Source organism: uncultured Aquitalea sp. (assembly GCF_945957525.1).
In the GTDB taxonomy this organism is placed as follows: Bacteria; Pseudomonadota; Gammaproteobacteria; order Burkholderiales; family Chromobacteriaceae; genus Aquitalea.
In genome coordinates, this window is record NZ_CAMFLA010000005.1 from 166,035 (window position 1) to 192,277 (window position 26,243).

At 59.0% G+C, this 26,243-nt stretch carries 21 protein-coding genes; 17 read left to right on the forward strand and 4 right to left on the reverse strand.

All coding sequences use genetic code 11. The annotated features are described in order from the left end of the window. Nucleotides 1-68 precede the first annotated feature (68 nt). Nucleotides 69-362, forward strand: a complete 294-nt coding sequence (locus tag Q0P52_RS06760; protein WP_293760048.1) for a hypothetical protein — start codon at nt 69-71, stop codon at nt 360-362. A gap of 73 nt (nt 363-435) precedes the next feature. Here the strand turns inward: Q0P52_RS06760 and Q0P52_RS06765 are convergent, their stop codons facing one another. Further along, on the reverse strand, nt 436-1,647 hold the full coding sequence (locus tag Q0P52_RS06765) for an NnrS family protein (protein WP_293760046.1): 1,212 nt from the start codon (nt 1,645-1,647) through the stop codon (nt 436-438). 89 nt (nt 1,648-1,736) lie between these two features. On the opposite strand from Q0P52_RS06765, the gene Q0P52_RS06770 reads away from it, so the two are divergent. The 16 genes from Q0P52_RS06770 (at nt 1,737) to katG (ending at nt 21,607) form a co-directional block, all read left to right on the forward strand. Continuing rightward, nucleotides 1,737-2,417 carry a Crp/Fnr family transcriptional regulator gene (locus tag Q0P52_RS06770; protein ID WP_293760044.1) on the forward strand — a complete coding sequence of 227 codons (681 nt, stop codon included), beginning with the start codon at nt 1,737-1,739 and terminating at the stop codon, nt 2,415-2,417. 187 nt (nt 2,418-2,604) lie between these two features. Then, nucleotides 2,605-3,822, forward strand: a complete 1,218-nt coding sequence (locus Q0P52_RS06775; RefSeq protein WP_293760042.1) for an aspartate aminotransferase family protein — start codon at nt 2,605-2,607, stop codon at nt 3,820-3,822. A 111-nt stretch (nt 3,823-3,933) separates the two neighbouring features. After that, nucleotides 3,934-4,953 carry an arginine/ornithine succinyltransferase subunit alpha gene (aruF, locus tag Q0P52_RS06780; RefSeq protein ID WP_293760040.1) on the forward strand — a complete coding sequence of 340 codons (1,020 nt, stop codon included), beginning with the start codon at nt 3,934-3,936 and terminating at the stop codon, nt 4,951-4,953. A gap of 11 nt (nt 4,954-4,964) precedes the next feature. Then, the gene (gene astA, locus Q0P52_RS06785) at nt 4,965-5,999 is read left to right on the forward strand and encodes an arginine N-succinyltransferase (protein ID WP_293760038.1); all 1,035 of its coding nucleotides are present in this window, start codon (nt 4,965-4,967) and stop codon (nt 5,997-5,999) included. After that, complete coding sequence (gene astD / locus Q0P52_RS06790; RefSeq protein ID WP_293760036.1) at nt 5,999-7,459, forward strand: succinylglutamate-semialdehyde dehydrogenase; 1,461 nt, start codon at nt 5,999-6,001, stop codon at nt 7,457-7,459. Before astA ends, astD begins: the two co-directional genes overlap by 1 nt. After that, nucleotides 7,456-8,802 (forward strand): N-succinylarginine dihydrolase, encoded by a 1,347-nt coding sequence (gene astB, locus Q0P52_RS06795; RefSeq protein WP_293760034.1) that lies wholly within the window; start codon nt 7,456-7,458, stop codon nt 8,800-8,802. The genes astD and astB overlap by 4 nt, the downstream gene beginning before the upstream one ends. A 911-nt stretch (nt 8,803-9,713) precedes the next feature. Next, the gene (locus tag Q0P52_RS06800; RefSeq protein WP_293760032.1) at nt 9,714-10,643 is read left to right on the forward strand and encodes a branched-chain amino acid ABC transporter permease; all 930 of its coding nucleotides are present in this window, start codon (nt 9,714-9,716) and stop codon (nt 10,641-10,643) included. A gap of 19 nt (nt 10,644-10,662) precedes the next feature. Beyond that, the gene (locus Q0P52_RS06805; RefSeq protein ID WP_293760030.1) at nt 10,663-11,745 is read left to right on the forward strand and encodes an ABC transporter ATP-binding protein; all 1,083 of its coding nucleotides are present in this window, start codon (nt 10,663-10,665) and stop codon (nt 11,743-11,745) included. A 3-nt stretch (nt 11,746-11,748) separates the two neighbouring features. Then, nucleotides 11,749-12,519, forward strand: a complete 771-nt coding sequence (locus tag Q0P52_RS06810) for an ABC transporter ATP-binding protein (RefSeq protein WP_293760028.1) — start codon at nt 11,749-11,751, stop codon at nt 12,517-12,519. Continuing rightward, nucleotides 12,516-13,226: an ABC transporter ATP-binding protein gene (locus Q0P52_RS06815; RefSeq protein WP_293760026.1), complete on the forward strand. Its 711-nt coding sequence runs from the start codon at nt 12,516-12,518 to the stop codon at nt 13,224-13,226. Before Q0P52_RS06810 ends, Q0P52_RS06815 begins: the two co-directional genes overlap by 4 nt. A gap of 16 nt (nt 13,227-13,242) precedes the next feature. Continuing rightward, entirely contained in the window at nt 13,243-14,022 is a 780-nt protein-coding gene (locus Q0P52_RS06820) for a YdcF family protein (protein WP_293760024.1), read from the forward strand. Nucleotides 14,023-14,117: 95 nt separating this feature from the next. Further along, nucleotides 14,118-14,867 (forward strand): competence/damage-inducible protein A, encoded by a 750-nt coding sequence (locus Q0P52_RS06825; RefSeq protein ID WP_293760022.1) that lies wholly within the window; start codon nt 14,118-14,120, stop codon nt 14,865-14,867. A 220-nt stretch (nt 14,868-15,087) separates the two neighbouring features. Further along, nucleotides 15,088-15,831 (forward strand): hypothetical protein, encoded by a 744-nt coding sequence (locus Q0P52_RS06830; protein ID WP_293760020.1) that lies wholly within the window; start codon nt 15,088-15,090, stop codon nt 15,829-15,831. 344 nt (nt 15,832-16,175) lie between these two features. Continuing rightward, complete coding sequence (locus Q0P52_RS06835) at nt 16,176-16,646, forward strand: Lrp/AsnC family transcriptional regulator (protein WP_293760018.1); 471 nt, start codon at nt 16,176-16,178, stop codon at nt 16,644-16,646. A gap of 381 nt (nt 16,647-17,027) precedes the next feature. Then, the gene (locus Q0P52_RS06840; RefSeq protein ID WP_293760016.1) at nt 17,028-19,037 is read left to right on the forward strand and encodes a methyl-accepting chemotaxis protein; all 2,010 of its coding nucleotides are present in this window, start codon (nt 17,028-17,030) and stop codon (nt 19,035-19,037) included. Nucleotides 19,038-19,396: 359 nt separating this feature from the next. Continuing rightward, the gene (katG, locus tag Q0P52_RS06845; RefSeq protein WP_293760014.1) at nt 19,397-21,607 is read left to right on the forward strand and encodes a catalase/peroxidase HPI; all 2,211 of its coding nucleotides are present in this window, start codon (nt 19,397-19,399) and stop codon (nt 21,605-21,607) included. Between the two features lie 406 nt (nt 21,608-22,013). On the opposite strand, the gene Q0P52_RS06850 is transcribed toward katG, so the two are convergent. The 3 genes from Q0P52_RS06850 to Q0P52_RS06860 form a co-directional block, all read right to left on the reverse strand. Next, entirely contained in the window at nt 22,014-22,946 is a 933-nt protein-coding gene (locus tag Q0P52_RS06850; protein ID WP_293760013.1) for an IS5 family transposase, read from the reverse strand. Nucleotides 22,947-23,096: 150 nt separating this feature from the next. Continuing rightward, entirely contained in the window at nt 23,097-23,852 is a 756-nt protein-coding gene (locus Q0P52_RS06855) for a hypothetical protein (protein ID WP_293760011.1), read from the reverse strand. A gap of 12 nt (nt 23,853-23,864) precedes the next feature. Then, entirely contained in the window at nt 23,865-26,243 is a 2,379-nt protein-coding gene (locus Q0P52_RS06860) for a hypothetical protein (protein ID WP_293760009.1), read from the reverse strand.

Below are 26,243 nucleotides of genomic sequence, written 5' to 3' on the forward strand. Positions count from 1 at the left end.
CTATTTCATTCCGAATGACGAACCCATAAAATAGCGATGCGAATTTCATAAAAATTATTGGTGACAACATGAAAGTACAATTCAAGAACCAGGCCGGCGTAATCCGCGAAGCCAAAGTCGGCTTCTCCTGGACCATCTTCTTTTTTGGCGGTTTCCCCTTCTTCTTCCGAGGCATGCCCTTGCACGCCGTGGCTTTCATCATCGCCGGCATGCTGACCTGGGGCATCAGCAATCTGGTCATGGCCTTTATCGGCAACAAGATGACCGCCAAGTACTATCTGGAAAACGGTTACCTGCCGCACGGTCCGGGCTGGGACTACGCCGGTCCCTCCTGGGGTGTGGAAGTGGCCAAGCAGGTGTAAGCAAGGCCGCTGACTGATCAGTGAAAAAGCCCGCGTAGAGTGGGCTTTTTCTTTTGTGGAGCTGCAGCCTGCGTCAGCCGTCTTTGCCGTCGGCGCGGGGCAGCCAGTACACCGGTAGGAAGCGACGGCACCAGACCAGCATGCCCAGCGCCAGCCCGCCGGCGGTGATCGGCAACAGCGCCGATGCGGCATGTTGCGGGGCGAGGTCGCTGGCAACGCGCAGCAGCGCCATCAGTTGGCTGGACAGATAAAGTCGCCACAACCAGGGCCGGGCTTCCAGCGGCAGGCCGGTGTGCCCCAGGCTGACGCGCGAGACAAAGGCCAGCACCATATTGATGAAAAAGCCGACCGTGATGGCATGCAACGGTGCCAAGGCGAATGCAGCTTGGCCGAAGAGCAGCAGGGCGCTTTGCAGCGCATAGAGGGCGAAACCCACGCCGAGCCAGAGAAAGGCCAGATGCAGCATGGCCAGCAGGCGCACGGACAGAGAACGTCGCCATTGCCAGCGCCAACTGGTGTAGAGACACAAGGTGGCCATCGGCAAATCCACCGCCAGCGTCGGCAGTTGCAGATCCGCCAGCAGGCCATGCCCCAGGCTGCCGGTCAGCAGCGCGATCAGCAGCCACCAGGGTTTCCATGGCGTATAGGGGGTGATGACGGTAGAGGAGAAAAACGGCAGCATCCGGTGCGACACCGTAATGAATACCGGGAGCAGGAAACCCCATAGCGCCAGATAGCGCATGAGCATCCAGTAGACGCCATTGCCGCTGAACAGCCAGCAGCCGGCGGCCAGCAGGCCGGCAAGTCCAAGCAAGAAGGCGGTGAGTACGGCCAGCGCGTGCCAGCGATCGTTGGCGCGGCTTTGCCGCACCAGTTGGCCGAAGAGCACGCATAGCAGCGTCCAGGCCGCGGCAATGGCCAGCCAGCCTGCTTGCAACAGCGCGCCGGTGCCGCCGAGCAGTCCGGCCAGCCACAACACCAGTCCACCGGCGTATAGCAAGGGAATGGGCAGGTAATGAGAGCGAGCGGGCGAGGGGACGCCCAGCCAGCGCGGGCCGGCGGTCAGGATGAAACCGGTCATGAAGAGCGGGAAAAAGCCATACAGCATCAGAAAGGCATGGGCCTGCGATGCCGGCAGGGCCAGCGGGGCGGCATGGCCCACTTGGCGTTGCCATAGCAGCAGGCTCCAGCCCGCCAGCGACAACAGCATGAGTACGGCGGCAGGCAGGAAGGCAATGCGGTGCGGCGCGCGAAACAGGGCGGGGGGGGAGGTAATGTCGGGCATAATGCGGTATTCCGGAGGGTGGTGCGCCAGTGTCGCGCATCGCCTGTGTCGGGCTGAATGACCCGAATCAAGAAATCGCCGAGGTAAGCATGTCGTCTTTGTCTCCCGCCGCCTTTTTACAGCACATTCCCCTGTTTGCCGCTTGCGGCGAGGAAGAGCGACGACAGCTGGCGGCGCAGGCGCAGGAAATCCGCGTGGCCAAGGGCGAGGCGTTGTTTCGTCGCGGCGACCCGTGCGGCGGCATGCATGTGGTGGTGGTGGGCAAGGTAAAACTGTCCATCCTGGCGCGGCAGGGGGCGGAAAAGGTGGTGGAGCTGATTCAGGCCGGGCAAAGCCTTGGCGAGGCGGTGATGTTTCTTGGTCAGCCGTATCCGGTCAACGGCGATGCACTGGAAGACAGCCTGTTGCTGTTCTTGCCCGCCGGCCCCTTGTTTGATGCTTGCGCGCGCGACCCCATGCTGTCGCGTCGCTTGCTGGCGGGTTTGTCCATGCGCTTGCATTCTTTGCTCAAGGACGTGGAAACCTACAGTCTCACTACGGCGACAGAGCGGGTGGTGATCTATCTGTTTAATGCGCTGGGCGAGGCGGAAGCCGGCACCGTGACGCTGCCGGTAAGCAAGCAGGTGATCGCCTCGCGCCTCAATCTCACCCCGGAAACCTTCTCGCGCATCCTGCAAAGGTTGGCCGAAGACGGCGGCATCCGGGTGGATGGACGCGACATTGTCGTCACGGATCGACGAAAATTGGCGGATCTGCTTGATCCTGCATGACTTTTTTCCGTCGGCGCGCATTTGAGATAGGTCAAGGTTTTTTATAAGGCCATGTCGCAAACCGGATATGGGCGCGTCCGGCGATTCGATTAGAATCATTTCAACGGTATTAAACCATAACAATGTTCCGCGGCCCGGCAGACCGTTTCGGCCGCGGCAGGACTCCTGCAGGAAGGAAACTATCAAGATGAGCACCAACGTTACCCGCGCCGATTTCGATCAGGTCATGGTTCCCAACTACGGTCCGGCTTCTTTCATTCCGGTGAAAGGTCTGGGCTCCCGCGTGTGGGATCAGGATGGTCGCGAGTACATCGACCTTGCTGGCGGCATCGCCGTCAATTCGCTGGGTCACTGTCATCCGGCGCTGGTGGCCGCGTTGACCGAGCAGGCCGGCAAGCTCTGGCACGTGTCCAATGTGTTCACCAACGAGCCGGTGCTGAAACTGGCTCGCGCGCTGACCGATGCCACGTTTGCCGAACGCGCCTTCTTCTGTAACTCCGGCGCGGAAGCCAACGAAGCTTGCTTCAAGCTGGCGCGCAAGTACGCGGCTGATCATTTCGGCCCGGAAAAGCATGAAATCCTGTCCTGCAAGAACTCCTTCCATGGCCGCACCCTGTTTACCGTCAGCGTGGGCGGCCAGCCCAAGTACACCGAGGGCTTTGCGCCGGTGCCGGCCGGTATCGGCCATTTCGAATACAACAACATCGACTCCCTCAAGGCGCTGATCAGCGACAAGACCTGCGCCGTGGTCATCGAGCCTGTGCAAGGCGAGGGCGGCGTGCTGCCGGCCGACAAGGCTTTCCTGCAAGCCGCGCGCGAGCTGTGCGACCAGCACAACGCCCTGCTGATTTTCGATGAAGTGCAAACCGGCGTGGGCCGTTCCGGTTCCTTGTACGCCTATCAGGAGTACGGCGTGACGCCGGACGTGCTGTCCACCGCCAAATCGCTGGGCGGCGGCTTCCCGATCGGCGCCATGCTCACCACCGAGAAAATCGCCAAGAGCTTCGCCATCGGCACTCACGGCACTACCTATGGAGGCAACCCGCTGGCCGCCGCCGTTGCGCTGACCGTGGTTGAAACCATCAATACCCCCGAGGTGCTGGCCGGCGTGCGCGCCAAGAGCCAGCGTCTGATCGACGGCCTGAACGCGATCAATGCCCGCCACAAGGTATTCAAGACCGTACGCGGCATGGGCCTGCTGCTGGGCTGCGTGCTGACCGATGAATACGCTGGCCGCGCCAAGGACTTCGTCAAGGCGGCGGAAAAGCACCAGCTGATGCTGCTGGTGGCCGGCCTGAACGTGGTGCGTCTGGCGCCGTCGCTGGTGGTTGAAGACAAGGATATCGACGAAGGTCTGGCCCGCTTCGAGGCCGCTGTTGCCGAGCTGATCGCCGCCGGCAAGTAAGCGCTTACGCATTCCCGTATCGAGATGAGCCCGCCGTTTGCTCCCAGGAGCGAACGGCGCGCCCGGCTGCGCCCCGCTCGGGCGCGCCCCACCCAAGACAGGGGGTTACCCATGTTTACCGTACGTCCGGTTCGCACCGCCGATTTGCCCGCCGTTGAAAGGTTGGCCGAAGCCAGCGGCATCGGCGTTACCAGCCTGCCCAATAATCGGGAAAAGCTGTTCGAACGCATCCAGCAATCCATCCAGGGTTTCGAGCACGAAGCCACCGCCGAAGCAGGCAGCGAATACTATATGTTCGTGCTGGAGAACGACGGCGAGGTGGTCGGCACCGCCTCCATCAGCGCCAGTGCCGGTTTTGACGAGCCCTTCTACAGCTATCGCAGCGAAACCTTCGTGCATGCCTCGCGCAACCTGAAGGTGAACAACCGCGTGCATGTGCTGAATATCTGCCACGACCTCACCGGCATGGTGCAGCTGTGCGGCTTTTATGTGGACCCCGCGCTGGAACCGGTGGCGGGCGAACTGCTGTCCCGCGCCCGCCTGTTGTTCATGGCCGGCGCTCGCGAGCGTTTTGGTCGCCGCGTGATCGCGGAAATGCAGGGCATTCATGACGATGCCGGCCAGTCGCCGTTCTGGAACGCCATCGGCCGCCGCTTCTTCAATATGGATTTCGTGCAGGTGGAGCAGGCCTTTGTCAGCCACAGCAAGACCTTCATCGCCGAGCTGATGCCGAGCTACCCCATTTATGTGCCGCTCTTGGACGACGAAGCACAGAATGCCATCGGCCAGATTCATCCCAATTTCGAGCGCCCTTGCCAGTTGCTGACCCGCGAAGGCTTCGAGGCCGACAACTATCTGGACATCTTTGACGGCGGTGCTGTGCTGACTGCCGAGCTGGACCGGCTGAAAACGGTGGAAGACAACCGCAGCTACCCGGTGGAGGTGTCCGCCAGCCTGCCGTCGCAAGCCAGCCTGTATTTCGTCGCCAACCACCGGGTGGACGGCTTCGCCGCCGCCGCAGTGCGAGTGGCGGTGGTGGACGGCGTGGCCTTTATCAATCCGGACGCCGCGAAGGCGTTGTCGGTTAATAGCGGCGACGCGGTGCGCGTTGTCGGTCTGCAGCAAGCATAAGGAGCCCAGTCATGATGATTATCCGACCGATCGCCCATAGCGATCTGGATGGCCTGATGAACCTGGCTCGCAGCGCCGGCGTGGGCCTCACCTCGCTGCCGGTCAACGAAGACCGCCTGTCGCGTCGCATCAGCCGTTCCGTGCTGTCCTTCGCCGGCGAGCTGGACCGTGCCGATCAGGGCTATGTGTTTGTGCTGGAAGACAGCGAAACCGGCCAAGTGGGCGGTATCTGCGCGCTGGAAGCGGCCGTGGGCCTGAAAGAGCCCTGGTACAACTACCGGGTGGGCACTATCGTGCATGCATCGGAAGAGCTGGGCGTGTATTCGCGTCACGAAACCCTGTTTCTTTCCAACGATCACACCGGCTACTCCGAACTGTGCACGCTGTTTTTGCACCCGGACTTCCGCGTCAACCGCAACGGCGGGCTGTTGTCCAAGAGCCGCTTCCTCTTCCTGGCGCAGTTCCCGCATCTGTTCGGCAAGACTGTGGTGGCGGAAATGCGCGGCGTGTCCGACGTTGAAGGACGCTCGCCGTTCTGGGAAGCGCTGGGCCGCCATTTCTTCTCCATCGATTTTGCCCAGGCCGACTATCTCACCGGCGTCGGTCAGAAGGCCTTTGTCGCCGAGCTGATGCCCAAGCATCCGGTCTATGTCGACTTCCTGCCGCCCGAGGCGCAGGCCGTGATCGGCAAGACCCATGAAAACACCCGCCCGGCGGTGGCCATGCTGGAGTCGGAAGGCTTCCGCTACGAAGGCTATGTCGATATCTTCGACGCTGGCCCGACGGTACAGGCGTATGTCAGCGAGATACGCGCCGTGAAGGATAGCCGCCTGGTGACGGCGCGCGTGGCTGATCCGCTGCCGGAAGGCGAGCGCGGTCATTATCTGGTGTCCAATGATTCGCTGACCAGTTTCCGCGTGGTGTTGGTGGAGTCGATCGCCCCCACCCATGAGTTCCATCTCACGCCCGAGCAGGCGCGCGCGCTGAATGTTGAAGACGGCGGCCATCTGCGTTGCGTGGCCTTGTCGCCGAAGGAGAAAGTGTAATGAGCACCCTGTTTATCAATGGCCAGTGGCTGGACGGCGAGGGCGAGGCCCTGCAGAAGCACAACCCCGCCGACAGCAGCGTCATCTGGCAAGGCGCGGCGGCCTCTCCCGCGCAAGTGGATGCGGCTGTTGCCGCCGCCCGCGCGGCTTTCCGCGGCTGGGCCCGCACCGCCTTCGACGAGCGGCTGGCCATTGTCCGCCGCTTTGGCGAGCTGCTGACCGCCAACAAGAACTCGCTGGCCGACATCATTGCCCGCGAAACCGGCAAGCCGCTGTGGGAAGCGCAGACGGAAGTGACCACCATGGTCAACAAGGTGGAAATCTCCATCAAATCGCACAATGAGCGCACCGGCGAGCGCGCTGCGGCCATGGGCGATGCGCAAGCGGTGTTGCGTCACAAGCCGCATGGCGTGGTGGCGGTGTTCGGCCCTTACAATTTCCCTGGCCATCTGCCCAACGGCCACATCGTGCCGGCGCTGATTGCCGGTAATGCCGTGATTTTCAAGCCGTCCGAACTGACGCCGTGGACGGCGCAGGAAACCGTGCGCCTGTGGGCGGAAGCAGGTTTGCCGAAGGGCGTCATCGCCCTGCTGCAGGGCGCGCGCGACACGGGAGTGGCGCTGGCCGGCCATCACAGCATCGACGGCCTGTTCTTCACCGGCAGCTCGGCCACCGGCAATATCCTGCACAAGAACTTCGCCGGCCAGCCGGACAAGATCCTGGCGCTGGAAATGGGCGGCAACAATCCGCTGATCGTGGAAGGTGTGCGTGAAGTGGATGCCGCTGTGCACCACATCATCCAGTCCGCTTTCATTTCCGCCGGCCAGCGTTGCACCTGCGCTCGCCGTCTGTTGGTGCCGTCCGGCGCCTGGGGCGACGCGCTGCTTGAGCGTCTGGTGGAGGTGACCGCGAAGCTGCGCGTCGGCCGTTGCGACGAAGAGCCGGCTCCCTTCATGGGCGCGGTGATTTCCCAGGCCGCCGCCGACGCGCTGCTCAAAGCGCAGGCAGCGTTGGAAGCCGCCGGCGGCAAAGTGCTGCTGGCCATGCGCCGCGTGTACGACAACGCCGCCATCCTGACGCCGGGCATCATCGACACCACCAGCGTGGCGCGCCCGGATGAGGAATTCTTCGGCCCCTTGCTCCAGGTAATCCGCTACGCCGATTTCGACGAAGCCATCGCCATCGCCAACGACACCCGCTTTGGTCTGGCCGGCGGCGTGCTGTCCGATGATCGGGCACTGTACGAGCGTTATCTGCTGGAAAGCCGCGCCGGCGTGGTGAACTGGAACAAGCCGTTGACCGGCGCTTCCAGCGCCGCGCCCTTTGGCGGCATCGGCGCTTCGGGCAACCATCGCCCCAGCGCTTATTACGCAGCCGATTACTGCGCCTATCCGGTGGCCTCGCTCGAATGCGACAGCCTGACCGTGCCCGCCCAACTTTCTCCAGGGATGACACTGTGAACGCTCATGAAGTGAATTTCGACGGGCTGGTCGGCCCGACGCACAACTACAGCGGCCTGTCCTTCGGCAACGTGGCCTCCACCAACAACGGTCGCGCCGCGTCCAATCCCCGGCTGGCGGCCAAGCAAGGCCTGGCCAAGATGAAGGCCCTGCACGACTTGGGCTTCAAACAAGGCGTACTGGCGCCGCATGAGCGCCCGGACGTGGCCAGTTTGCGTCGCCTGGGGTTCTCCGGCAGTGACGGCGAAGTAGTGGCGCGCGCGGCGAAGGAAGCGCCGGCCATACTGGCGGCCGCCTCGTCGGCATCCTGCATGTGGACGGCTAACGCCGCCACCGTCAGCCCGTCCGGCGATACGGCGGACAAGCGCGTGCACTTCACCCCGGCCAATCTTAACAACAAGTTTCACCGCTCCATCGAGCACCCGACCACGCGTCGTCTGCTGCAAGCCATGTTTGCCGACGAAAACCGCTTCATGGTGCATGAGGCCTTGCCGGCGCAAATGCACTTCGGCGACGAAGGCGCGGCCAACCATACCCGTTTTTGTGCGGAGTACGACGGCGCGGGCGTGGAGTTTTTCGTGTTTGGCGCGGCGGCGTTCGACGAGCGTTATCCGAAGCCGGCGCGGTTTCCGGCGCGGCAAACGCTGGAGGCCTGTCAGGCCGTGGCGCGTTTGCACGGTCTGTCCGAGTCCGGCGTGGTGTATGCCCAGCAAGATCCAGCCACCATCGACGCCGGCGTGTTTCACAATGATGTGATCTCGGTGGGCAACCGCAATGTGTTGTTCCATCATCAGCGTTCCTTCCTGCAGCAAGATCGCGTACTGGATGAGCTGTCGCGCAAGCTTGCCGCCGTGGGTGGCCAGTTTGTCGCGGTGGAAGTGCCGGAATCGGCAGTGACGGTGGAAGAAGCGGTGAAAAGCTACCTCTTCAACAGCCAGCTTCTGTCCAAGCCGCAGGGCGGCATGATCATCGTGGTGCCGGAAGAGTGCCGCAATGTCGAACGCGTGTGGTCTTATCTGCAAAAAATGAGCACCAGCGGCGGCCCGATCGACGAGATCCGCGTGTTTGATCTGAAACAGTCCATGCAAAACGGAGGCGGTCCGGCCTGCCTGCGCTTGCGCGTGGCACTGTCCGAGAGCGAAATAGCCGCGGTGAATCCGGGTGTGATGATGAGCGAGCAGCTGTTTGTCACGCTGAACGACTGGGTGGATCGCCATTACCGTGACCGCCTGACAGCGGATGATCTGGCCGACCCGTGTTTGCTGGACGAATGTCGCGGCGCGCTGGATGAATTGACCAGCATCATGGGGCTGGGCTCGGTATACCCCTTCCAGCTGGCGTAAACCGCCAGCAGCCATGACAAAAGCCCGCGTCTGCGGGCTTTTTTGCGTAAAAACACGCCAGGCCCGGCAGGGCGCTGGCGTGTTGTTGTTTGCAGCGGAGGTGTCGTCTTATTTGGCCGTCACGTTCAGCGTGTGCTGAGTCTGCGCGCTGGCCTTTGCTGTGGATGATTACCAGCGTGCTCTGGTGCGCGCCGATGCGCCTGGGCCTTGTTCTGGCATGTTGGCCGAAGGCGCGGAGGGTGCGGCGAAGCATGCCTGATGGTCGGTGCCGTTGTGTGGCATTGCCGCCTTGTTGTTGTGCGAGGAAGTGGTTTATGCCGCAATCTGGTGCGGAAGATCGCGTTTGAGCCGCTTGAGCTGGCCGCGAAGCTGGCCCGGTTATTGCTGAAGGGCGGCAGTGCGGCTTGCTGCAAGTTCGGCAGAAGATCGGGCAGCCATGATTTTTTTTTGTCGACGCATGCGGCAGTGTAATGGCTGTAATTGTATCCCGAAGATTGTATACATTCGAAATACTACGAACATAGTATGTTCGCATTGGAATTCAGGCCAGCATTTCTGTTCGAAAGTGAAAAAAATCAGTAAGAAACATGTCAAAAATGTGAAAATGCTGGTAAGCGAATGGCGCTGGGCTCCTAGTGAAGATATCCAATTTTATCTTCAGCGCGCCTTCGCCTTTGTTTGAAAAAAATACATAAAAATCAATAAGTTGAGATTATTTTAAATGATTTAATTTTTGCCTGTTTTTTGCCGGTTTTTGAGATTGACAGTCGATTGAATCCACACGCATAATCCGTGCGGCTGTCAGACAGAAGCCAACAAGCAACTGGATGGCAGTCAACAACTACAGGTGGCAAAAAAAGGGCGTAAGCCTCCCAAGCCGCTGGGTCGTTCATTCAAAGGAGATCTCCCACGTGGACATTTTTATCCAACAGATCCTCAACGGACTCGTGCTGGGTAGCATTTATGCGCTGATTGCGCTGGGCTACACCATGGTGTACGGGATCATGGGGCTCATCAACTTCGCTCACGGCGAAGTCGTGATGTTTGGCGCCATGGTAACCATCTCGGTGGTTTCCGCTCTCACCAACGCAGGCGTCAATCTGCCCGGTCCCGCACTTGTGCTGATCGGCATGCTGGTCGCCATTCCCGCATGTATGTTGCTTGGTTTCGTGATCGAGCGCGTGGCTTACCGCCCGCTGCGCGGCGCGCAACGTCTGGCTCCGCTGATTACAGCCATCGGTCTTTCGATCGTGCTGCAGCAAGTGGCCATCCTGATCTGGGGTCGCAACTACATCCCCTTCCCGCAAGTGCTCAACCACGACACCATCGACATCTTCGGCGCTACCATCACCAAACTGCAGGTGGTGATCGTCGTCATGTGCCTGGTGATCATGGCCGGCTTGCTGGTGATGGTGGAAAAAACCAAGCTGGGCCGCGCCATGCGCGCCACCAGCCAGAACCCCACCGTAGCCGGTCTGATGGGTGTGAACGTCAACACCATCATCTCCGCTACCTTTGTTCTGGGTTCCGCGCTGGGCGCAGTTGCCGGCGTGATGGTTGCCACCAACTATGATCAGGCCCACTACTACATGGGCTTCATGATCGGCCTCAAGGCCTTCACCGCGGCGGTGCTTGGCGGTATCGGCAACCTGGGCGGCGCAGTGGCCGGCGGCATTCTGCTGGGCATCATCGAAAGTCTCGGCGCTGGCTATATCGGCCAACTGACCGGCGGTTTCCTCGGTTCCAACTATCAGGACATCTTCGCCTTCATGGTGCTGATCCTGGTGCTGATTTTCCGTCCGTCCGGCCTGCTGGGCGAAAAAGTCGCCGACCGTGCCTGATCAGGGGGAGAAACTAGACATGACCAAGGCACAAGATTCCAAAAAAGTCGGCGTGTTCATCGCGTCCGCCATCGCTCTGTGCGTACTGCCCTTCATCGTGGGCGGCTCGCTGGGCAATTCCTGGGTGCGCATCGTCGACTTCGCGCTGCTTTACGTGATGCTGGCGCTGGGCCTGAACATCGTGGTGGGCTTCGCTGGCCTGCTCGACCTGGGCTTTATCGCCTTCTACGCCGTGGGCGCTTACACCTACGCGTTGCTGAGTTCGCCGCACTTCGGCCTGCACCTGCCGTTCTACATCACGATTCCGCTGGGCGCTTTGTTCGCCGCCTTCTTCGGCATCCTGCTGGGTACGCCGGTGCTGCGACTTAAAGGCGACTACCTGGCCATCGTGACGCTGGGTTTCGGTGAAATCATCCGGATCTTCATGAACAACCTGAACGCCCCGGTGAACATCACCAACGGGCCGCAAGGTATCAACCTGATCGATCCGATCCATGTGGCCGGCGTCGACCTGGGCACGCCAATCAGCCTGTTTGGGCTGAATCTGCCCCCGGTCTATCTGTACTACTACCTGTTCCTGGTGCTGACCGTGATCGTGGTGATCATGGCCTGGCGTCTGCAACATTCCCGCATCGGCCGCGCCTGGGTCGCCCTGCGCGAAGACCAGATTGCCGCTTCCGCCATGGGTATCAATATCCGCAACATCAAGCTCTTGGCCTTTGCGCTGGGCGCGCTGTCCGGTGGTGTGGCCGGCGGTCTGTTCTCCGCCTTCCAGGGCTTTGTGTCGCCGGAATCCTTCAGCTTGCTGGAGTCCATCATGATCCTGGCCATGATCGTGCTGGGCGGCATGGGCAATATCGCCGGCGTGATTCTGGGCGCCGTGGTGCTGACCATCGCGCCGGAAATCCTGCGCGACGTGATCGGTCCGCTGCAGATGAAGACCATGGGCCGCATGCTGATCGACCCGGAAAACGCTCGTATGCTGCTGTTCGGTCTCGCCATGGTGGCAATGATGCTGGTGCGTCCGGAAGGCATGCTGCCGTCCAAGCGCCGCAAGGCTGAATTCCGCGACGCCAAAGCCGCCGCAGCGCAGAAAGGTTAAGTCATGGCTGAAGTACTGCTGAAAATCGAAGGCATTCACAAGCGCTTCGGCGGCCTGCACGCCCTGAACGACGTGGGCCTCACCATCAACAAGGGTGAAATCTACGGCTTGATCGGCCCCAACGGCGCCGGCAAGACGACCTTGTTCAACGTATTGACCGGTCTGTACGTGCCGGATGAAGGCTCTTTCACCTTTGACGGCAAGAACCTGTTTCAGGCCAAGCCGCACATCGTGGTGGAATCCGGCATCGCCCGTACCTTCCAGAACATCCGTCTGTTTGCCGAAATGACCGCGCTGGAAAACGTGATGGTGGGTCGCCACATCCGTTCCAAGGCGGGGGCGCTGGGCGCCGTGCTGCGCGATCGTCGCACCCGCGAAGAAGAGCGCGCCATTGAGGCGAAGGCCTGGGAGCTGCTGGAATACGTCGGCATTACCGATGTGGCCGAAGAGCGCGCCCGCAACCTGTCCTACGGCCATCAGCGTCGTCTGGAGATCGCCCGCGCGCTGGCCACCGAGCCCAAGCTGCTGGCGCTGGACGAGCCGGCCGCCGGCATGAACCCGCGCGAAACCGAAGAGCTTAAGGAACTGATGAGCAAGATCGCTAAGGGCGGCGTTACCGTCCTGCTGATCGAGCACGACGTCAAGCTCATGATGGGCCTGTGCGACCGCATCGCGGTACTGGACTACGGCAAGAAGATTGCCGAAGGCGTACCGGAAGAAGTGCGTCGTAATCCGAAGGTCATCGAGGCGTATTTGGGAGCGGCACACGCATGAGTCTCTTGGAAGTCAAAAACCTGCAAGTGGCCTATGGCGGCATTCAGGCCGTCAAAGGGGTGGATTTTCACATCAACCAGGGCGAGTTGGTCACCCTGATCGGCGCCAACGGCGCCGGCAAGACCACCACCCTGAAAACCCTGGTGGGCATGGTCAAGCCGTCCGGCGGCTCCATTACTTATGATGGCAAGGCCAACGGCACGATCCCTTCGTACGATTACGTGCGCCATGGTCTGGTGATGGTGCCGGAAGGTCGCGGCATTTTCGCCAAGCTGACGGTGGAAGAAAACCTGCAAATGGGCGCGTACTACCGTAACGACCCGGCAGCCATCCAGAGTGAAATCGAGCGCGTATACGAACTGTTCCCGCGCCTGAAAGAGCGTTATAAGCAGCTGGCCGGCACGCTGTCCGGCGGCGAGCAGCAAATGGTGGCCATGGGCCGCGCCATGCTGTCCAAGCCCAAGCTGCTTTTGCTGGATGAACCGTCCATGGGCCTGGCGCCGATCATCGTGGAAAAGATCTTCGAGATCATCCAGATGATTGCCAAGGAAGGCGTGACCATGCTGCTGGTAGAGCAAAACGCCAAGCTGGCGCTGGAAGTTTCCCAGCGCGGTTATGTGATGGAAAGCGGCAAGATCACCATGAGTGGTCCGGCTCGCGAACTGCTCGACGACGAACGCGTGCGCAACGCCTACCTCGGTGAGTAAGCCAAAAGAGTCTTGAATGACAGCAACGATTAGCCCCGAAGTACTGGTTCACCAGCTCTTCGGGGCCTTTTTATTGCCCCCCTTCGTTTTCCTGCTGCCGCTGCTGTTTGGCCTGTGGCTGAAGCGTCGGCGGCCTCGCGTCGGCGCGATGTTTATCGCCGCTGCCATCTTGCTGGCCTATGTCTTGTCCATTCCCCGGACCGCGATGTGGCTTAGTGCCGGTCTTGAGCGCTATCCCGTTGTGCAGATGGAGGAAATGGCGAAGGTACAGGCTATCGTTGTGCTGGGCGGCGGTAAAAAGCCCGCACCGGAATATGGTCGCAGCGAGCCCAGCGCGGACACGCTGTCCCGCTTGCGTTATGCCGCCCATCTTGCGCGACGCACCGGCTTGCCCTTGCTGGTAAGCGGCGGCGCGCCAATCGGTGGCGAGGCTGAGGCCCGCGTGATGGCGAGGACGTTGGCCGAAGACTACGGCATCAAAGCGCGTTGGGTGGAGGACCAATCCGCCACCACGCTGGAGAATGCGCGTTTCAGCTCCCGCCTGCTGGCGGCGGACGGTATAGGCCGCATCGCGCTGGTGAGTCAGGGTTGGCATTTACGCCGTGCCGAGCCGTTTTTCGAACAGACGGGACTGACGGTGTTACCTGCGCCCACCGGTTTTGTGCGTTATGACGGTGAGGGCCTGCTCTGGTACATTCCACAAGGGCGCGCCATGCAGGAATGCCATTCCGCCTTGCGGGAGTGGGTGGGCATCCTGTTCTATGGCGTGCGCGACAAGTTGCGCGCCGTCTTCTAGCCGCAGCAAGTCTCTTCGTTTTTTCAGCATATCCGGCTCGCGGACTGTCAGCATGTCTCAACGACGGTTGGCCGCTGGCCTGTAAGGAATCCGCCATGCAGACGGGCGCCATCATCATCGGTGACGAACTCTTGTCCGGCAAACGCCAGGACAAGCACATGGCTACGCTGATCCGCCTGTTGGCGGCGCGTGGCATGAAACTCGGTTGGGTCGAGTATGTGGGCGACGACCCGGCGCGCATTACTGCCAGCCTCGCGCGTGCTTTTGCCGGCGACGATCTGGTGTTCAGTTTCGGCGGTATTGGCGCCACGCCGGACGATCACACCCGCGCTTGCGCCGCCGAGGCCTTGGGTTTGCCGCTGGAGGTGCATCCGGAAGCGCGGGCGCTGATTGAAGGCCGCTTTGGCGCCGAGGCTTATCCGCACCGTATCAATATGGGTAATTTCCCTATCGGTAGTCGGTTGATTCCCAATCCGGTGAATCAGATGGCGGGGTTTTCACACGGTCATGTCCATTTTGTGCCGGGTTTTCCCTCCATGGCCTGGCCGATGGTGGAGTGGGTGTTGGACACCTTCTACCCGCATTTGCGCAATGATCAGCCTGATGTCGAGGCCAACATCATTGCCGTCAACGCACGCGAGGGCGATCTGATCACGCTGATGCAGACGTTTGCCGAACGCTACCCGGCGCTGCGTTTGTCCAGCCTGCCCAATTTTGGCAATGACGCCATTCCGCAGATGCATATCGAGTTTGGTTTCAGCGGGCAGCCCGCACTGGTGCAAATGGCCATGAGTGAATTCCGCAAAGCCTTGCAGGAGATGGGCTACGAGTTGCGCGAGAAGTAAGAGGCTAAACTCTTATTTCTTGGATATGGGTAAATATAGTTAATTTCAATATGTTTGCTTTTGATTTTTTGTTTGATTTGTAATTTTATTGGCTGGAAAATTCAAATTTATTTAATTTGTCGAGGTGTTGGTTTTGGTGAGAAATATCTGCCTGTTATCATGTTTTGCTGCTAGTCATGTTTTTGCGGAAGCTGTTTCTCCAGAAGTTCAGGAGAGGGCTATGGCTCTTACGGAGAAAATAATAGCGGAGCAACTTGAGGATGCGGAAAGAGATGGTGGCGGCAAGGCGGAAAATTTTTCACTGGTTATGAGCCGTTTTTATAATTGGATGCCTGATCCGAGTGAGGTCAGCTTCTGGCGGGGGTATGGGGCTTTTCTGAAGGTAAATAAAACCCTTCAGCTGCAGTACAACCTATCAGTGCATGGTGTAAAGGTGCAGCCTAAGTTCGATATATTTACATATCAGTACCAAGTGACCAACCCTGGTGGCGAGTACTCATATCCAAAACCGGTTATGGTTTGGTCGAGCGGTGGTGAGTATCTAAGACTTGATGGAGATAGATTTTATCGTCAGCATGATGTTTCGCTTTTGGGGCTGGTTTCTATCGCGGAGTTTAGAGGGGTGGGGCGTGATGATTTTTCGGTGTATGGGACTGATTATTTGAATGTTTCATCAAGAGGAAATGTTTTCTCCTACCGGCAAGCGTTAAGAAATAATGCTTCATCGGAGAGGGAGTATCGAGAGGAAACTTGTAGGCAAGTTAAGGAAGTAAAGGCTTCGGATATTGGATATGGACTGAGTGGTTCAGCTTTTTTGTATCGGTGTGCTGGGTTGCAGGGGTTAACTATGATGCGTGCTTATCTTAAGCAATATGGTTGGTTTTTGGTCTTGTCTTACCAATTATCTGGGTCTTCTGAAGTAAAATTCAAATACTCACGATTTTCAGCTGTTGTTTTCAAGTAGATTAAACCAGATAGTATCTGACATAAACAGGGCGACTTCCGCGGATGCGGATGTCGCCCTGTTTGTCTTTGTGGGCCGATGGCCGTTTGAATTGTCCGGAGCGTGGAGGCGGGTGGCCGCGGGGGCGGGGCCGGGTAGGCCCCTGTTCAGCCCAGCCGGGTGAGTGCCGGCCGGTGGTCAGCGGGCGGGTTGGCCTGCTGTCTGCCGGTGTCTTTGTCCTTGCAAACAGCTTACGGGCAGTAGATGGGAAGAGGCTTTTCAAATAAGGCGTCGCTTAGTCTTGATGAGAAGATTATTCTTCAATATTGTCTTTATTGTGATGAATCTTCTTTTGGTATGTGCAAATGGAAAATCAAGAGCCCTTAAGCAGCCTGGACAGGAAGATCCTGCGCGAGCTGCAAAAAAATGCCCGGCTGTCCAATGCGGAGTTGGCCGAACGGGTCGGCATGTCGGCTTCGGCCTGCTGGAACCATACCCGGCGGTTGGAGGAGGGCGGCTACATTACCGGTTATGTGGCCCTGGTGGACCAGCGCAAGCTGGGGCTGCCGGATACGGTGCTGATCGAGGTAACACTCAATGCGCATGAGGAGGACACGCTGGCGCGCTTCGGCGAGGAGCTGGCGGCCCTGCCGGAAGTGCTGGAGGCGCATCTGGTGTCCGGCGAGTACGACTACCTCATCAAGGTGGCGGTGGACGGCACGGCAGGCTACGAGCGTTTCTTGCGCGAGAAGCTGTATCGCATCTCCGGCATCCGCCACAGTAGATCGTTGTTTGCCTTGCGTTGCATGAAGTACACACCGTCAGTGCAAGCCTGATGTCGCGACATTTATTGCCCAGAGCGCGCCGTTGTTTTGCAGGATTGAAGCCTGCGCGTCGCCAGCTGGCATGAATCGCTTTCCTGGTGAGTTTTGTGAGTAAGAAATGAGAATTAATTGCGCGGTTTCTATCGTTTTTGACATTTCTTGCAAATCAAGCAATTGTTTGAATTTGCGGGGGAATAACGCGTCAATGGTACCGGTGGGGATGGGGCTGTCAGTTTTGGCGAAGGGCGAGATGCGGTAGTGGTGTGAGCCAGTCAGCTTTTGATGACGATCAAATTTCAGTGGTGGGGGCGTCTATATCATGGCGCCCATGTCATGGCCCGGCCAATGTGTCGGGCCATTCATTTTGAATCCCACCACCACCCACCATCTGAAATGTCATTTTCGAAAACAAAATCCCTCTCCCTGGCGCAAAAGCTGTCGGTGCTGATCAGCATTGCATTGCTGACCGTGCTGGGGCTGGCAGGCTTTCTGGTCAGCAACTGGCTTTCCACCCGCATGGAGCAGCACGCGGTGGAAAATATGTCCCGCATCAATCGGCAAGTGATCGACATGGTGGACGCCTATGCGTCTCGACTGGAGCGCGAAGCCGCCGACAGCACCTCGTTGATGTTGTCTTCTCTGCCGGGCAATTGGCATGTCGCCGCAGGCGCTGCGCCTGTGCTGATGGCTGGCGATACCGCGCTTAACGGCAATGAAGCGACTGTTGATCGTTTCTCCCAGGCCACGCATGGGGCCGCCACGTTCTTTGTGCGCGATGGCGACCGCTTTGTGCGCATTGCCTCTTCCCTGAAGAAAGAAGACGGCAGCCGCGCGGTGGGCACTAGTCTGGACAGCAGTCACCCGGCTTACGCCTTGCTGAAACAGGGACAGGAGTACACCGGCCCGGCGCGCCTGTTTGGTCGTGATTACATGACGCACTATCGCCCCTTGAAGGACGCTGCCGGCCAGGTGGTGGGCGCCGCTTTTACTGGTGTGGATTACACCGAAGGGCTGCAGGCGCTGAAGAGCAAAGTGATGTCGATCAGGATCGGCGATACCGGCTATGTGTTTGTAATGGATGCGCGCGGCCATCCCGGCGATATGCTGATTCATCCCGCCAAAGCAGGGCAGAACCTGCTGGCGGTGAAGGATGCGGACGGCCAGGATTTCATCCGCAGCATGATGGACGGCAAAAACGGCGATATTTCCTACCGCTGGCAGGACCCGGACGGCCGCGTGCGCGAGAAGCTGGCCAGTTTCAAGACCTTTGATCGTTGGGGCTGGCTGGTGGCTACCAGCGCCTATGCAGATGAACTGGTCAAGGAGCCGCATGAAGTGCGTTTGCGCATGCTGATCGGCACTGCGCTGGTGATTCTGTTGCTGGTGGTCATCACCTTCATCGCCATGCGCCGCTGGGTGACCCAGCCGCTGTCCTGGCTGGTGGATACCACCCGCCGCGTGGCGGCGGGCGATCTTACCGTGCAGGTGGCGGTGGATCGCGGCGACGAGATCGGCGAAGTATTGTCGGCCAGCAATGACATGTGCCGCGAACTGCGCCAGCTGGTAAGCGAAGTGAACCAGAGCGTAGAAGGGTTGGCGCGCAATGCCGACAATCTGGCTAAGGTGTCCGAGGATGTGTCCGGCAGCTCGCAAGAGCAAAGCGCCGCCGTGGCAGCCATGGCGGCCTGCGTGGAAGAAATGACGCACAGCATCAGCCTGGTGAACAGCCATGCCGGCAGCGCGCGCGAGCTTGCGGTGCAGTCGGATCAGGTGTCGCGTACCGGCGAGGTGATTGTCAGCCGCACTGTCGCCACCATGCGCGAAATCGCCTCGGCCTCGTCAGCCACCGCCAGCACCGTCACGCAATTGGGCGAGCGTTCCGAGCAGATCAGCCGAGTGGTAACCGTGATCCGCGATATTGCCGATCAGACCAATCTGCTGGCGCTGAATGCCGCCATCGAAGCGGCGCGGGCCGGTGAAATGGGCCGCGGCTTTGCCGTGGTGGCCGACGAAGTACGCAAACTGGCCGAACGCACAACCCAGTCCACTCTGGAAATCAGCGACACCGTCGCCCGCATCCAGACTGAAGCGCGCGACGCGGTGGACAGCATGAACACTGCCGCCAGCCAGGTGGAAGCCGGCGTGAAAGCCGCCAGCGAGGCCGGCGACAGTCTGCAAAGCATCCGCGATGGCGCGCGGCAAGTAGAGCAGGCCGTGGTGGGTATCGCCGAGGCGCTCAGCGAGCAAAACACCGCCAGCCAGGACATCGCGCACAATGTGGAGCGCGTGGCGCAGCAGGCAGACCAGAACCACCACAAGGCGCGCGATGCCTCGCTGGTAGCCTGCGACATCACCTCCATGGCGCATCAGCTGCAGCAATCGGTGGCACGCTTCCGCGTATAGCGCCTTGCCGCAGGCGGCCATGCCGCTACCAAAGCAAAGCCCCGCCACCCCGTGTTGGCGGGGCTTTGCTTTGGTGCGTGCTCTCCCTGCATGTACTCAGAGTCCACATCACCAGGCAGGCTGCAACAAAACCCCGCCAAACTGGTCGCAGACTATTCGTGTCCGCCGTGCCCACCGGGCGAGCCGCGCCTGATCGTCTACAGTGACAAGACGTCGGGAGTCTAGGTTTGCCGAAGCGATGCCGGTGATAGTTGTAAGGCATGATGATAATTAAAATTACTCAATGGATTGTGATTTGCGATTTTATTAATCTATCGATGAACAACGCCCCAACCACTTAACGAATGAGGGAGTACATCATGAGCAACGAATCCAAATGCCCGTTTCACCAGACCGCCGGCAACCCGGTGGTAGTCAATGCCCGCTCCAACCGCGACTGGTGGCCCAACCAGCTCAACCTCAACATCCTGCATCAGCACGCTCCGGCCTCCAGCCCGATGGATGCCGATTTCGACTACGCCGAAGCCTTCGGCCAACTTGATTACCAAGCTCTCAAAAATGATCTCAAAGCGCTGATGACCACCTCGCAAGACTGGTGGCCGGCCGACTGGGGCCATTACGGTGGCCTGTTCATCCGCATGAGCTGGCACAGCGCCGGCACCTACCGCACGGCCGATGGGCGCGGCGGCGCCGGTACCGGCAATCAGCGCTTTGCTCCCCTCAACAGCTGGCCGGACAACGGCAACCTCGACAAGGCGCGCCGCCTGCTGTGGCCGATCAAGCAAAAATACGGCAACCACATTTCCTGGGCCGATTTGATGATTCTGGCGGGCAACGTGGCGCTGGAATCCATGGGTTTCAAAACCTTTGGCTTTGGCGGGGGCCGCAAGGACATCTGGCAACCGGAAGAAGACATCTACTGGGGCGCAGAAAGCGAATGGCTGGCCACCAGCGACAAACCGGGTAGCCGTTATTCCGGCGATCGCCAACTGGATAATCCGCTGGCGGCAGTACAGATGGGCCTGATCTACGTGAATCCGGAAGGCCCGGACGGCAACCCGGACCCAGTGGCCTCCGGTCGCGACGTGCGCGAAACTTTCGCCCGCATGGCCATGAACGATGAAGAAACCGTTGCCCTGGTAGCTGGCGGCCATACCTTCGGCAAAGCGCACGGCGCGGGCGACCCGACACTGGTGGGGCCGGAGCCGGAAGCAGCCCCGCTGGAAGCGCAAGGCCTGGGCTGGATCAACCGTTTTGGCGACGGCAAGGGCGAATACACCACCACCAGCGGCATTGAAGGCGCATGGAAACCCAACCCCACGCAGTGGGACAACGGCTACTTCGACATGCTGTTCGGCTACGAGTGGGAACTCACCAAGAGCCCGGCCGGCGCGCACCAGTGGGTGGCCAAGGACGTGAAGCCGGAACACATGATTCCGGACGCGCACAACCCGGCCAAAAAGCATGCGCCGATGATGACCACGGCGGATCTCTCGCTGCGCTTCGATCCGATCTACGAGCCGATCTCCCGTCGCTTCCACCAAAACCCCCAAGCCTTCGCCGACGCTTTCGCCCGCGCCTGGTTCAAACTGACCCATCGCGACATGGGACCGAAGAGCCTGTACCTGGGCCCGGAAGTCCCGGCGGAAGAACTCATCTGGCAAGACCCGGTGCCGGCAGTCGATCACAAGCTGGTGGATGAGATTGACATCGCCGCGCTCAAGGCCAAGGTGCTGGCCTCCGGCCTGCCGGTGCGCGAACTGATCGCCACCGCTTGGGCATCTGCCTCCAGCTTCCGTGGCTCGGACAAACGCGGCGGTGCCAATGGCGCGCGCATTCGCCTCGCGCCGATGAAGGACTGGGCCGTCAACGAGCCGCAACAGCTGGCCCGTGTGCTCTCCGTACTGGAAAGCATCCAGCAAGCCTTCAATAGCGGTCGCGGCGATGGCAAGCGCATCTCGCTGGCCGACCTGATCGTATTGGCCGGTGCTGCCGGCGTGGAAGCCGCCGCCAAGGCCGGCGGCCATGACATCACCGTACCGTTTACGCCGGGCCGTACCGACGCCAGCCAGGCGCAAACCGATGTTGAGTCGTTCAGCGTGCTGGAGCCGCAGGCGGATGGCTTCCGCAACTACCAGCAACAAGCGTACCGCATCCCGGCGGAGGCCCTGTTGGTGGACAAGGCGCAACTGCTCACCCTTAGCGCCCCGGAAATGACGGTGCTGGTTGGCGGCCTGCGCGTACTGGGCGCCAATACGGGCAATGCGCAACACGGCGTATTTACCCAGCGGCCACAAGTGTTGAGCAATGACTTCTTCGTCAATCTGCTGGATATGAATGTGGCCTGGCAGCCGGCGGGCGAGGGGCGGGACCTCTACGAAGGCAAGGACCGTAAAACCGGCCAGCTGAAGTGGACAGGCACCCGCGCGGATCTGGTATTCGGCTCCAACTCGCAACTGCGAGCCCTGGCCGAGGTGTACGCCCAAAGCGGCGCTCAAGCCAAATTCGTGCGCGACTTTGTCGCCGCCTGGAACAAGGTGATGAACCTGGATCGTTTCGATCTCAAGTAAGTCGCATCATCAGCAGACTGAAAACCGCCGCGTCGCGCAAGCGATAGCGGCGGTTCTGTGTTTACTGAGCCTGCTGAGGGAAAAGCGCTTTGCATTTGGCATCGCTATCCGGACCAGTAAAAATCACCTGCTTCCAGTGTGTGGTTTCATAAACACCCGGGTAGGCACCTTTTTTGCAAGATATATCACTTGTTAATAATGCCAGATAGTTTCCGTCTGGTGAGAAGATGGCGCGATCTGTATCGCCAGCAAATAAAGATCGAGCCAGGTTTTTATCTGACCTGCTATACCAATAGAAGGGTTTATTTTTTATGTGTATTGCGCTTTCAAACGAATTTTTTTATTTTTCCACGGCGCTGTTGCATAAATCCTGAACAGGACGAGTTTTCCCTTTCCCCAAGCGGACTTATACCACCGCCACCGTGCATGGACGGCCCAGCATGCTGAAGCGGTTCAAGATGGCAACGCGCACTTGCAGCTCTGCCACTTGACCCTCGAAGCGGCGAGCCATCACCCTTTCACCCAGCCGTTTGAAGCAATGCATCTTGGTTTCCACCAGGCTGCGGCGATGGTAGCCGCTCCAGCGTTTCCAGATCGTCCGGCCTAGTCGCTTGGTCGCCCGCAGAATCTCGTTGCGAGCCAGCACACCCAGCGAACTTCCTTTCCACGCTCTCGCATTCTTGCGGGTCGGGATGCATCCCGTTGCGCCTCGCGCGGCAATCGCCTCATGACATGCTTTGGTATCGAAAGCCCCGTCGCCGCTCACGCAGCCTATCGGCTCATCAGCCGGGATTTGCGCCAATAGCGAAGGCAGCATTTGCGCATCGGCCTGGCGGTTGTCCGTGACTTCAATGGCCGGGATTTGCAGGGTTTCCGCATCGATGCCCAGATGCACTTTGCGCCATTGCCGGCGATATTCCGCGCCATGCTTCTTGGTTTTCCACTCGCCTTCACCCAGCATCTTGATGCCGGTGCTATCGACCAGCAGATGCAGCGCGCCAGCACTTTTCTGATAGGGAATGTTGACCTGCAGCGTCTGCTGCCGTCTTGACAGCGTGCTGTAGTCGGGAACGCCCCAGCCCAAGCCCGCCAGCTTGAGCAGACTTTGGATGAAACCGATGGTCTGCCGCAAAGGCAGTCCAAACAGGTTCTTGATAGTCAAACAGAACTGAATAGCCACATCGCTATAGGTCTGCGTCCGTCCGCGCTTGCCCTGAGGAGTGGCCTGCCATGACATGCCCGTATCCAGCCAGACGGACAGAGAGCCGCGTTGGATCAGGGCTTGGTTGTAGGCGTTCCAGTTGGTCGTTCGATAGCGTTTTGGAGCAGGCTTGGTCATGCCACTATCTTACCAAGCCGCGGGACGGGCGGATTTGTGCAACAACGCCCTTATGAATTATTTGCAATAAGAGCTTCTGCTCCCCTTTAGCTCAAATAAAGCTTGGCCGAAGAGGCAATGTGCACGGCATCGATAATAAATAGACCGCTACTAATATTGCACTGCCATGCCATTTTTGCAGGTGGGGTCTATTGTCAAATCTGGTGGCGGCAGATTGGGAAACAGCGCCGCGCATTTGGCATCAACATCCGGCGTGGTAAAGATGACTTGTTTCCACGTATTAGTGTTGTAAACACCTGGGTAAGCCCCTTTGCGACAGGAGAAGGAGGGGGTAGAAAGGGCGAGATAGTTGCCATCTGGCGACAGCTTGGGCTGGGCGGCATAAGAGCTTCTATGCAGGTTTTTAGAGCTCTTGCGTGAAGAGTAGAACGGCTTTGCGGCAATGTCCATATATTTACCGTCTGATAAACGTTTGATGGTGGTTATATCACACTGCCAATCCAGATCATACGGGCCGGTGTAAACCATTATCCCCTTTTTTTTGTTGATGTCTTCTAAAAAACCCCCTAGGCTTTTTCTTTCTGGTTTTAATTTTTCGCAAGAGCTGGTGTCGCTGATGTCAACAAAATAGTCATATAGTATTAAAAAATTCGCATCTGAACTCAAAAAAATTCCTTCTTTTTCGAGAGTGCTCATTGACTTTATCTTGCAAGTCTTGCCATTAATGTGCAATGTGGTTTGACTCTTGTTATCTTCTCCATCTCGTGATTGTTCTTCAAAATGTTTTAAAGTTATGCGGTCTATTTTTTTGTTGTTTATGTAAATATCAGCTATGGAGTAGCGTCCTGCCAGCGCATGAGATGACACAAGCAGGCTGCATAAGGTGAGCAAAGGTATCGTTCTCATCGTGTCTTCCTGTTAAGCAAGATTAAACTGGGTTTTGTACTGTTTGGTGGGGTGAGCATTTTTTTCAATTTCCACAGGGGTGAGCGCATCATTCAGTATGTAATCTGCACGGAAAGTATGTGCTTTTCTTTCTGGCAAGGCCCTTGTGCCACCATTGATTGCTTGGGTGACCTCAGTGATGCTGCTTGCCGTGACAGCCGCCATTTTAAGCTGAATACCCGCTCGCTCGCCTGCCATGTAAAATCCGCCGCTATCGATGGCGGCATGGGCGTCATAAGCCAGTACGGCTGGATTGTCAATAATGGCAGGCCGGCGCTTCATCGCTTTTTTATCTTTCCGTGCATACGCGGGGTCGTCCCACCAGCTGGCGTCAAATGAGTTTTTCTTTAGCCAGCCTCGATAAACCCAGTAATTGACATAATTGCCACGGAATGTTAATTGCTTGAATCCACGCCCTCTAAATTTTTGCGCATCCTCGTCATCCATATTGCCATAGAGCCAGCTATACGGGGGGCCTGCATCACCACCTGCTGAATTTTTCCTTACTTTATCAAAAACATCACTTCTGTCTTTCTGTTCGCTGCCCCACCACGTGCGTTCTCGTATTTCATATGCTATTAATGACCTTGGAATAGGGTCGCCGCCCTTCGCTTTAACAATCTTGCCGCCTTCTTCGTGTGCGGGGATTTGAATCTGCGCTGTTTCGACCATGCTGGTTAATCCACCAGATTCAACACGCCCCTGCCCATAAAAATGGCTGCTACGGTGGCCTATATCAAACAGGTACTTGCGCACCGTTAAATTCAAAGAATCTTTATAGCGCTTGATTAATTCTTTGTGTCGGCGCGGGAGTTTTCTGTTTATCGGCGGCAGCATCACCATTTCCATTTCCACGCTGTTCAGCCAGCGGCATTTGCGAAACAGTTTGATAAATTCGCGCGGGTGGAAGTGCCAAACCGCGTCTTCCAATGTCCGGTCGTACTGGGCTTCTTCTTCCGGGTAGTACTGTTTGGCCGGCGAGGCTTGGGTGCGGTCGCGGATTTTTTCCCAGAAAGTCAGCAGGCTGATTTTGGTTTTGAGTTTGGCGTAGCTGGCTGGGGTGAGGACGTCGGCTGCCGGATTGAGCGGGCTTTCTTTTTGCGTCCAGCCATAGCGGGCGTCCAGTTTGTTGAGGTCCCACTCGCTGGGGAAGCGGCAGATGGCGCGGGCAAGACGTGATTGTTGTTTGGGCAGGGCGGCCAGCAAGGCGGCTTTGGTTTTGGGGGTGTTGCCTGGCAGCAGCCAATTGTGCAGGGTGGGGGATTGGCACAGGCCGTCGTCGCTGGGGTCGTCGTTGATGAAGCGCCAGCCTAGCCAGTGGGGGAAGTCGGCGTCGCTGTATTTGGTGATGGCCGGGGTGTTGAGGTTGACCCAGGCCATGCCGGAGGGGGTGGCTATTTTGTGCCAGTGCGGCACGCTAGCTGGGAGCGGGTGGTGATTGTCTTTGGTAATGAGACGGCCAAAGCGCAGTAGTTCGAACACGACGCTGGCGGAGACGCCGGGGTGGAGGTCGGCGATGTGGTCTGCCCGGGCGGCCATGCCGATTTCGTAGCCTTGCCAGTAGACGGGCGCGGCGGCGATGGGCAGCAGCGGGTATTGCTCGTCTTGATGGCGGCGGGTTTGCAGGCTGATATTGCCGCCGGCAAAGTGCAGGGCGACATACAGGGCTTCGGTGGTTTTGCCGCTGGGCGGTAGAGTGGCGTGGCTGGGGCCTTGGTTGGGTTTGTCGTTGCTGAACTGGTAGTACGGCGTGCCGCTGGGCAGGTGGAAGTGCAGGTCGCCAAACAGGACGTGCTCTCTGCCGTTTTTGTTGAGCGGCAGGTCGCCACCGGTGCGGCCTGTCAGGCGGCGCAGGTTTTCGGTGGTACAGAAGATTTCAAAGTGGCAGCCGCCGATGCCGCCGGCGTAGCCAGCTTTGCCCAACGGGTGTTTGCGCGGCAGGATTTTGCCGGTTTGGTAGGCGGTGATGACGGCGGGGTCCAGTTTGCCCAGGTTTTGATAAACCGAGTAGAACACGACACAGCCGTCTTTGCCGGCGCCGATTTCTGTTTCGTGGCGCAGCACGACGCAGCCGGGCGTATCCAGCCCTAAGTGTTTGAGCGGGGAGTCGTCCGGGGGGCTGAGTTCCCCTAGGCCGCAATCGCGGTAATGCATGACGTTACCGTTGGCGATGGCGCGGATGGTGTTGGCCTCGCCCGTGCCCGCCAGCTTGAGATGCAAGCCGCCGTGCCATTCAAAGTGGCTGGTGACGGGGTAGCCGCCCAGGGTTTGATCTGGCAGCAAGGCGTCAAGCCATGCCTCGTCGGTTTTATTGCCTTGGGGGGAGTGGAGGGTCGGTGGGCTGATAATCAT